This is a genomic window from Olavius algarvensis spirochete endosymbiont (genome assembly GCA_900608495.1).
In the GTDB taxonomy this organism is placed as follows: domain Bacteria; phylum Spirochaetota; class Spirochaetia; order DSM-2461; family DSM-2461; genus UBA2779.
On the sequence record UWYT01000236.1, the window covers coordinates 1 to 9138 of the forward strand.

General features: G+C 46.8%; 9 protein-coding genes. 6 read left to right on the forward strand and 3 right to left on the reverse strand.

The window, feature by feature from the left end; translation table 11 throughout:
• The coding region (locus S1OALGB6SA_RS06750; RefSeq protein WP_195910347.1) for a 6-phosphofructokinase at positions 1–828 on the reverse strand (828 nt) is incomplete at its 3' end.
• Positions 829–1005: 177 nt separating this feature from the next.
• Here S1OALGB6SA_RS06750 and galE point away from each other — a divergent pair.
• From galE to S1OALGB6SA_RS06775, 5 genes are all read left to right on the forward strand, one after another.
• On the forward strand, positions 1006–1968 hold the full coding sequence (gene galE, locus S1OALGB6SA_RS06755) for a UDP-glucose 4-epimerase GalE (protein ID WP_124032960.1): 963 nt from the start codon (positions 1006–1008) through the stop codon (positions 1966–1968).
• A 201-nt stretch (positions 1969–2169) separates the two neighbouring features.
• The gene (cysK, locus tag S1OALGB6SA_RS06760; RefSeq protein WP_037562658.1) at positions 2170–3102 is read left to right on the forward strand and encodes a cysteine synthase A; all 933 of its coding nucleotides are present in this window, start codon (positions 2170–2172) and stop codon (positions 3100–3102) included.
• Complete coding sequence (locus S1OALGB6SA_RS06765) at positions 3099–4370, forward strand: O-acetylhomoserine aminocarboxypropyltransferase/cysteine synthase family protein (RefSeq protein ID WP_037562660.1); 1272 nt, start codon at positions 3099–3101, stop codon at positions 4368–4370. The genes cysK and S1OALGB6SA_RS06765 overlap by 4 nt, the downstream gene beginning before the upstream one ends.
• A gap of 25 nt (positions 4371–4395) precedes the next feature.
• Positions 4396–5565 carry a M28 family peptidase gene (locus S1OALGB6SA_RS06770; RefSeq protein WP_037562662.1) on the forward strand — a complete coding sequence of 390 codons (1170 nt, stop codon included), beginning with the start codon at positions 4396–4398 and terminating at the stop codon, positions 5563–5565.
• A gap of 59 nt (positions 5566–5624) precedes the next feature.
• Complete coding sequence (locus tag S1OALGB6SA_RS06775) at positions 5625–6605, forward strand: glucosyl-3-phosphoglycerate synthase (RefSeq protein ID WP_037562664.1); 981 nt, start codon at positions 5625–5627, stop codon at positions 6603–6605.
• Between the two features lie 4 nt (positions 6606–6609).
• Here S1OALGB6SA_RS06775 and S1OALGB6SA_RS06780 read toward each other — a convergent pair whose 3' ends face one another.
• Both S1OALGB6SA_RS06780 and S1OALGB6SA_RS06785 read right to left on the reverse strand, forming a co-directional pair.
• Entirely contained in the window at positions 6610–7176 is a 567-nt protein-coding gene (locus tag S1OALGB6SA_RS06780; RefSeq protein WP_037562666.1) for an L-threonylcarbamoyladenylate synthase, read from the reverse strand.
• Positions 7166–7549, reverse strand: coding sequence for a hypothetical protein (locus S1OALGB6SA_RS06785; RefSeq protein ID WP_124032961.1), 384 nt, complete (start codon positions 7547–7549; stop codon positions 7166–7168). Before S1OALGB6SA_RS06785 ends, S1OALGB6SA_RS06780 begins: the two co-directional genes overlap by 11 nt.
• 196 nt (positions 7550–7745) lie before the next feature.
• On the opposite strand from S1OALGB6SA_RS06785, the gene S1OALGB6SA_RS06790 reads away from it, so the two are divergent.
• The coding region (locus tag S1OALGB6SA_RS06790) for a hypothetical protein (protein ID WP_148084047.1) at positions 7746–9138 on the forward strand (1393 nt) is incomplete at its 3' end.

Sequence of the window (9138 nt, forward strand, 5' to 3'; positions counted from 1 at the left end):
CAGGCAGAAATTAACATCGCTGGTTGACAGTGTGGTATGCGCAGCGATGAATCCTGAATCGCGACCCATCACCTGCACAAGGCCAATGCCGTCAGGGGCGCTTTTCGCTTCGATGTGAGCCGCGCCCACGGCTTCCACCGCTTTTGCAACCGCGGTGTCGAATCCGAAAGATCTTTGAACGAACATAACGTCGTTGTCTATTGTTTTGGGAATTCCCACACAGGATATTTTCAGGCCACGCTTCTCTATCTCCTCCGTTATATCAAGGGTGGCTCTTTGGGTGCCATCACCGCCTATGGTAAAGAGCACATTGATATTCATTCTCTCAAGTGAATCGACGATGGGTTCCACCTCACCATAGCCCCGCGACGATCCTAGAAAGGATCCACCCAGATTATGTATGTCGTCGACTATGTCCGGATCGAGCCGGGAGGGAGATAGTTTGAATTTTGGATGGAAACCGCGAAATCCATACCTGATTCCGCTAATTCTTTCGACTCCATAGAAATAATAGAGAGTTCTGGTTATCGCACGGATTACGTCGTTGAGCCCGGGGCAGAGACCCCCGCAGGTTACTATAGCGGCGTGGCAATGGCTGGGTATGAAGTAGATTTTCTCGCGTGGGCCGGCCTCCTCGAGCATCCAGGCAGGATCGTATTCGCGCCCTACCGTGGCCGCGTCTGTGGTGCTCGCACGTAGGATGTACTGGTCGTCGCGGGCAAAGTTTGCAATAGTGTCACCCAATTCGGCTGAAGAAAGTTTTGGAGAGGGAATTTTGCACGGTCCAAGGGTTGCAATGCTGAAATCGTATTCAGATATCTCTTTCATAGTGCGAATATGTCTAATAACAGGAACTTGTGCAAGCACTTGAAAAACCACAAAATGAAACTTGGACAACTGCCGCGGCCGGTTGGGAATGCTGCCGCACCGCGAGCGCTTGAAGCTGCATTTTGCTTTGTTAGTTTTAAAGGAACGTGAATTAAGCGTAAGCTATGGGGAGTGTAAATGAAGATACTGGTGGTAGGCGGGGCCGGTTACATAGGCAGTCATGTTAGTTATGCGTTCGCGGACAGGGGAGATGAAGTTACCATACTCGATAATTTTCGCTCCGGAAGCCGCAATAATTGTCCCAGGAGCGCCGGGATAATAGAAGGGGACATAATAGACAGGCGGCTTCTCGAAACTGTTCTATCCTCTGAATGGGATGCCGTTGTGCATTTGGCGGCGCTGAAAGCCGCCGGAGAATCCATGGAAAAACCGGCTGATTACGCTCTGAACAATATTGGCGGAACAATAAATCTCCTTAATTCGATGCTGGAGGCCAGGTCCCCTCCGTTGGTTTTTTCCTCTTCCGCTGCCATTTTCGGCGAACCGATTCAACTGCCTATCGACGAGAATCACCCGAAACAGCCGCAAAATTTTTATGGCTTCACGAAATTGGAGATTGAAAATCTCTTGGATTGGTATGGTGACTTGAAGGGATTTCGATCGGTATCTCTTCGCTATTTCAATGCCGCCGGATATGATAATCGTATAATCGAACCGGAGAAAGACCCTCAAAATCTCTTACCGATTCTGATGGAGGCGGCCGCCGGAATGAGGAATGGCGTAACCATTTATGGTGATGACTATGATACCTCCGATGGAACCTGTGTGCGAGATTATATCCATGTCAGTGATTTAGCCGACGCTCATGTGCTTGCCATCGATTATCTCGTTCGGGGTGGCCCCAACGCCAAGGTTAATTTGGGTAGTGAATCGGGGATTAGCGTTGCACATATGGTGAGGGAAGCAATTCGCATCACGGGCGTCGATTTCCCTCACTCCGTCGGGCCAAGACGTCCAGGCGATCCGGCAATACTTATCGCGAGTTCAACGCTGGCAAAGAAATTATTCGGCTGGAGAGCGTGGCGAAGCGATATTGAGTCCTTAATTGACAGCACTTGGCAGATATATGGCAAGAGATGATACGTTGACGAAGTCTTGCTAGCCGAATGTCGATTCTCCCCCTCAAAAGGTTCCAAGCTATTCACTTCCAAGTCGAAATAGCAGAACCAGTCCTGATAATCCCATAAAAATGCACAATTTGCCGCTTTGTTCGCTCTGTAGCTATTGTATGAATATGGCGTTGATACTTACACTCACTATCATCTCTTTGGGAGACTTCATATGCTTGCAAAAAACATAAGCGAATTAATAGGGAAGACACCCCTTGTGAAGCTAAACAGGGTGCTTGCTCCTGGTGACACCGAAATTTATCTCAAACTCGAATCCTTCAACCCAATGGGCAGCGTTAAGGATCGCATAGGTCTCGGAATGATTCAGGACGCCGAGGAAAAGGGTTTAATCGGCCCCGATACCCTGGTTGTTGAACCAACCAGCGGAAATACCGGAATAGCGTTAGCCTTCATTTGCGCACAGAGAGGGTATAAGCTTGCCCTCACAATGCCGGAATCGATGAGCATGGAACGGCGTCGAATACTAACCACCCTGGGAGCAACTCTGCATCTCACTCCAGCTCATGAGGGGATGGGTGGAGCAATAAGACGCGCGGAGGAACTGATTGAGAAATCCCCTTCGGCGATCGGTTTAAGGCAATTCGATAACCCTGCAAATCCGAATTTTCACGAAAAGACAACGGGTCCGGAAATCTGGCAAGACCTTGACGGCAGGGTAGATATTCTTGTCGCCGGTGTAGGTACGGGTGGAACGATAACGGGTGCAACAAGATATCTAAGAAAGAAAAATCCATCATTGAAGGCAATCGCCGTTGAACCTGTATCTTCTCCTGTTCTCTCCGGTGGAAAACCCGGTCCTCATAAAATACAGGGTATTGGTGCCGGCTTTGTTCCCGGCGTGTTGGACACCAAGCTTGTGGATGAGATAGTCACTGTCAACGAAGAGGAGGCTGGAAATATCGCGAGGCGGCTATCTAAGGAAGAGGGCATTTTCGTGGGGATATCAGCCGGCGGAAATGTAGCGGCGGCATTGAAAATTGCTGCCAGAAACGAGAACAAGGGCAAGGTTATTGTTACAATAGGCTGTGATACCGGTGAACGATATCTTAGCACATGGTTATTTCAGGAGAGTGAAAACAAGTGAAATTTGCTACTACAGCTATACATGGCGCCTGGGACAGAAAAAACTCCGTGCGGGCTGTCCCAATCAATCGAACCGTCTCTTACAATTTCAGAGACACCGAACATGCTGCAAATCTTTTTGCACTGAAAGAGCTTGGTCATATTTACACCAGGCTCAATAACCCGACTCAGGATGTATTGGAGGCTAGACTCGCGAAGCTTGAGGGTGGGACAGGTGCTTTAGCCATATCATCAGGTACGGCCGCAGTATTCAACAGCATTATCAATGTAGCGAGAGTTGGAGACGAAATAGTCTCGTCTTCAGAACTCTATGGAGGCACCTACAGTCAGTTCAAAGACATACTGCCACAATTCGGCATCACCATAAGATATGTCGACCCCCACGACATTTCCGCCTGGAAGAACGCTTCTAACAAAAAAACTAGAGCTTTTTATTATGAGACTATTGGGAACCCCTCTCTGCGAGTACCCGATTTTGAAGCTATCAGGAAGGTTGCAAACGATGTCCATGTCCCAGTGATTGTAGACGCTACTTTTACCACACCCTATCTGCTAAATATCATTGAACATGGGGCGGACGTTGTGATTCATTCTTTAACCAAATGGATTGGCGGACACGGAACCGGTGTTGGGGGCGCGGTGGTTGATGCTGGGTCTTTTGACTGGACAGATCCGAAATTTGCCACTTTCAATGAACCTGATTCCGGATATCATGGTTTGCGCTATGCTCACGATCTTGGTGACCTATCCCCAATTGCCTTTGTCTTGAGGATGAGGTTGGTGCAGCTTAGAAATCTAGGCGCATGCCTTAGCCCTGACAACGTATGGATTTTTCTCCAGGGACTTGAAACTCTGGCGTTGAGAATGGACAGGCATTCCAAAAATGCCCACCAAGTCGCGAAATTCTTGTTGACACGCCCCGAAGTCGTGTGGGTTCGTTATCCAGGCTTGGAGAAGGACAATAGCAACTACCAAACGGCATCGAAGTATTTAAAAAGGGGATTTGGCGGGATGATTGTATTTGGACTTAAGGGCGGTCGGGAAACTGGAAAGAAATTCATTGAATCTCTTGAACTTTTCAGTCATGTCGCGAATGTCGGCGATGCCAAGAGCCTGGCGATTCATTCTGCTTCAACAACCCATTCTCAACTGAGCGAGGCGGATCTGCTTGCCGCCGGCGTCGAACAGGATATGGTTCGGCTGTCGATAGGAATCGAAGATATAGACGATATAATCGAAGACTTGAAGAAAGCATTGTCATCTGTCTAGTTCAAAGTAGTATACTCTTAAATGGATGAGTTCTCAATGCGGTCCGATTCTTGACAGTCTTAACGAATATGTTCGCCAATTGGAAGGTATCCGGGAGGCGGTGTTTTCCACAATGGTAATGGTTAACGAGATACCCGCGCCTACTTTCAAAGAACTTAATCGGGCAAAATTCCTTGTTGACAGGTTTAGCGAGCTCGAGATGCTAAACACCTCTATTGACGAGAAGGGAAATGCAATCGGAATTTTGCCGGGCCGGACGGGTGATAACGACATCTTGGTTACAGCCCATCTGGACTCGGTGTTTGATAATACAATTGATCATACGGTAACTCTCAAGCCCAATGTAGCAATTGGCCCCGGGATTGGTGATAACAGTCTCGGGGTAGCTGTTTTGGGCACCCTGCCTCTTATCTTGCGGCGCATCGGCCTGGAACTCGATTCGAATCTGGTTCTACTTGGCAGCACCCGCAGCCTTGGGAAGGGCAATCTTGAAGGCATTAGATTTGTGTTGAACAATTACAAGCGCCCCTTGATCTCCGCGCTTTGTCTGGAAGGAATCAAAATTGGTCGTTTGAGTTTTTCTTCAATTGGAATGCTTCGGGGGGAGCTTACCTACAAGATTCCGGAGCTATACGACTGGACCAAGTTCAACTCGGTGGGGGCAATTGTGGATATGAACGATATGATTAACCGAATCCTTGAAATTCCACTACCTAGAAAACCGAAGTCAACAATCGTTCTTGGCCAGATGGAAGCTGGAACTTCGTATAACACACTGCCAACAAAAGCCCGGCTTCGGTTCGAAATCCGAAGCGAATCCGACGAGATTGTATCCAGTCTGGCCTCTAGGATAAATTATCTGGCCGAGGAAATGACATCGAAAACAGGTGCGCTTGTGAAGTTCAATAAAATCGCACTTAGGAAGTCTGGCGGAACCGAGTTCTCACACCCTTTGAATAATATCGGTAGAAATATCTTAAATCAACTTGGCATATCGCCGCGAATCACGCCCAGCACTTCCGAGGTTACCGCATTAATTGACAAGGGTATCCCCGCATTAACTATCGGATTAACAGACGGAGAAAATGGCGGGGATCTTGAAGAATCGGTGTTTATCGAACCTATAAGCAAAGGGTTGGCTCAACTCGCCGGTCTGCTGCGAGCCATTGATGAGGAATGTTCCAAGGAGCACTAGCGACTGGATAGGGTTATGAAGATGTCTAAACGCATCGGCTTTTCAGGAGGTATGCTCCGATGAAAATCAACGATTGGATAAGGGAAAACACCTATCATCACTCGGCTTTCGCCGATCTAAAAACTTTGGTTGAACAAAAGAAAACCTCGGGTTTGACAATTTCTCTTTGCATACCCACTCTCAACGAAGAGAAAACAATCGGAAAGGAAGTTGTGATATTCAAATCCGAGATGATGAAACGTTATCCCATTCTGGATGAAATAGCGGTTGTTGACTCCGGATCCGCTGATCGAACCTTGGAAGTTGCATCCAGTTTTGGAGCGGACACGTACTTGTCTGCGGAGATTTTACCTGGGGAGGGTTCAAAAACCGGCAAGGGCGAAAACCTTTGGAAGGCGATTTATCAACTTAAAGGTGACATCATTGTTTACATAGACGCGGACATAAAAAACATCCATCCCAGATTTGTCTACGGGCTGATTGGTCCCTTGATTTTCAGACCGGAAGTGAGCTATGTCAAGGCATTTTATGATAGACCCCTAACCTTTTCGGACAGTATCCGTCCCTCAGGGGGTGGCAGGGTAACAGAGATTTTGACACGACCACTCTTTAGTGTATTTTTTCCGGAACTGACCGCTATTATCCAGCCCCTCTCCGGTGAGTACGCCGTCAGGCGAAGCGTACTTGAAACTATTTCATTCCCGGTTGGCTATGGAGTAGAGACTAGCCACCTTATAGATGTTTATCAGAAACATGGAATGAAGACTTTCGCGCAAACCGATTTGGATCAACGTGTTCATAGGAACCAGGAAACAAGAGATTTAGGCAAGATGTCTTTCGGAATCATACAAACTTTCCTGAGACGCTTGCGCAGGCATGGTATCATAAATAGCGAGGGTGACTACCCAACAGTTTTGAGGCAGTTTCAAGCCCACGACGACTTATATGAGACTATTGAATGGAATATCCCTGAATATGAACGACCGCCTATGATAACAATCCCTGAATACCGCAAAGCTCGAAATCTATCACCCAACTAGATAATCAATGTTTTAGATATTTCTCTGGCAAAATTCCGGCACCTTGTCGAATAATCCGGGGGGGTGTCACTGTTACATCCACCACTGTCGAAGGCATGTGGGTAGTAAGAGCACCTGAATCCTCTACGAGAGAGATTGCATTGCCAAATATGCGTTCAATTTCCATTGGATTGCTCATAGAAGCTTCACCGCTTCGATTAGCACTCGTGGAGTAAAGATTGAATCCCAATTCACTAATCAATTTCTGAGTGTACTTATCCTTCGGTATTCTGAACGATGCGTTTTCACCAGAAATCATCTTAAAAATGAACGTGAAATACCCCGGCCAGAGTTTCAGGATATCCGAACTTGGTAGGATGGCACCCAAATTCTCAAGTACATCCACACTGGGTATCAATTGAAGGAGGGGCTTGCTGAATTCCCTGGCCTTAATCTTTTGTATCTCCAATCTTGTGTCTGGCGCCTTCCCAACAAATCCATAAATCGTGTCCGATGCCATTGCCACTATTCTCCCGGCCCGTAGCGTAGCTGCCAGCAGTTGAAGGCTCCTGTCGCTCCGCCTAATCAGCATACCTGGAATTTCGATTCGCCAGGAATAGAAACAGTGTAAGCAAACCCACGGCAATGGCGATTATCTTGTGTGATTCACGATTTGAAGATTCCAGCGGTTTCAGGTATAGTGCACTACCCGCTTCAAGTGTGATTTCCGACGGTTTCAGATTTTGAAGGTATATCACTTCCTCTCCATGTCGATAAAATCCCAGTGCCCTGGCTTCGACAATCACTGATTCCGGATCGCTTCGCAGCGCCTCAAGTTTCGCGGTGAGTTGTAATCGCTTTTTCTCAAGGGTATCAACGTTTTCAAGTAACAATTGCTTTCGGTTCGAAGTTGTCACAGTCAGTTCAGTTGCGCCAAAAAATAAGGATAAAAGAGAATTGGACAAAAAAACAGCATAACATGCACCGATAATGGCTAACCGTTTCACCTTATGATTGACGGCTAATATTATGCAGTCCTTGAGAACACTCTATTCATTGACTCACAGATGTGGTAATATGGATAGCTGAGAATTGGTTCAATCCGTGAATGAATTTCGACGATAATCGAGGGGTAGTTTACTGCCTTTTGGGAGCGGTTATATGGCCACAGACAAAAAAGAAAGTGTAGAGCAAACCTTGGAACGATATGGTGTTTGGGTTAAGACTAATCTTGGAGAGATTAACGGAAATGCTAATCTTGAACTTATGAATATCGACGATTCGGAGAATGGAGAATTGCCGATAACCGAGGAAGAGGAAAGAATCCTTGGTAAACTGGAGGCATCTCCATATGCAGACGATTCTACCAAAGTTTCAGGAATATATGCTTCAGAGGGCAGTGATGCAGGTGCGAAATCTCCGGACAAAATTCACAGCATTGAATTGAAGCTCGACGCCCTGAAGGATGAAATTCGTCAACTGAAAGATAAGATAAGCGAACTAAGTTCTCTTCCGGCAACGCAAATTGAAAGCTCCGAAAATTCTGGCGGATTCTTCGATGATGAGGATGATGAAACTATCGCGTTAACCGATGACGAACTGGTTAACATCCTCGATTCTGCCGAGATGACCGACGAGGTGGTGGATAGAAAAGAAAAGAGTATTGAAGAAGCCTCGTTTGATGAGAATGACAAGACTCCGAAATCCGACAGCGTTACTGTGTCTGAGAGCCATGATGTAATGGAATCCCCAGAAATCGAGCAAGCAGGCGATGAATCTATCGTCAACCTGAATGACATCGAAGACCTCTCCGATGAAGATTTTGAGGATTTCGAGGAAATCACGGATATAGATGCATTTGAGACGGATACTTCGGAAGACGCGACTATTGAAGATTCGATCAAAACCCAAACCGGGGAAGTTGAAACCGAAGAAGCGCAGGATTCATCTGGAATCATTGAAACGATCGAAAGCGATGAGTTTGATGAAGGTGAGGAAGTTGAAATAGGTTTGGATGATGAGGAAAAGGATTTGGCGGATAGGCGCGAGATTCTCGACACCGGTATGGAAGAGATTTCATTAGGTGAATTTGATATTGAAACACAGATGGATGGAACCAGTGACGCTCTTAGCGATTTGACAGTTACAACGCATGATGCTGAAGAAAGTACTCTGGAGTATGATTCTAGCGAAATGATTACGTCTACGACCAAAATCGACACGACTACTGCTGATTCTGAAGCTTCCAACGAGGAAGATGACTCCGAAACGAATATTGAACTCTCAGATGTAGACGTTGCCGATATGACATCTGACAAATTGGATGAGGAGGAATTTGAAGTTATCGACCTTACTCAAGACGAGGCCCTGGAAATAGTTGAGCTGGATGAAACAGAGGAAGCCAACCCCGAAATTTTGGAAATAGTTGAATCAGATAAACCCGCGGAAGCCAGCCCCGAGGTGGAGAGCATGGTTGAACTAGATGAGCTCGCGGAGGCTGGCCTCGAAACACAGTTCCAGGACGAGGCCATAATTGAATCAGATAAACCCGCGG